Genomic DNA, 527 nt, shown 5'->3' with positions numbered 1-527 from the left:
CGCTTTAACTTACCATGATCACATTCAATGACATTATTTTTATACTTAATCTGCCTGTGCTCAATATCTACTGGACATTTTCCTTCTCGCTTTAACCGTGATAAAGCATGGCCATAGGTCGCTGCTTTATCTGTATTGATGACCCGTGGAATTTGCCATTTTTTCACCGTATTGAAGATCTTTCCTAGAAAACTATAGGCTGATTTACTGTTCCGTCTAGCGGAAAGGTAAAAGTCAATCGTATGACCCCGTTGATCAACTGCACGATACAGGTAAGTCCATCGCCCCTTCACTTTGATATAAGTCTCATCCATATGCCATGAATGTAAATCTGTAGGATTACGCCAATACCAGCGTAAGCGTTTTTCCATTTCTGGAGCATAACGCTGAACCCAACGATAAATTGTACTGTGATCCACATTTATGCCTCGTTCAGCGAGCATTTCTTGAAGTTCACGATAGCTGATGCCATATTTACAATACCAACGAACAGCCCAAAGAATGATTTCACCTTGAAAGTGCCGACC

The 527-nt window shown here is 41.0% G+C and carries 1 protein-coding gene; it reads right to left on the bottom strand.

What is annotated here, in order from left to right; translation table 11 throughout:
• Positions 1 to 527 (bottom strand): IS6-like element IS1008 family transposase (locus NI468_RS16140; protein ID WP_253102639.1); only part of this gene is annotated, 527 nt, incomplete at both ends.

Source organism: Acinetobacter lwoffii (assembly GCF_024129355.1).
Taxonomy (GTDB): Bacteria; Pseudomonadota; Gammaproteobacteria; order Pseudomonadales; family Moraxellaceae; genus Acinetobacter; species Acinetobacter lwoffii_I.
The sequence above is the reverse complement of the archived record's forward strand: the minus strand, read 5'-3'. Positions and strand labels throughout refer to the sequence as shown.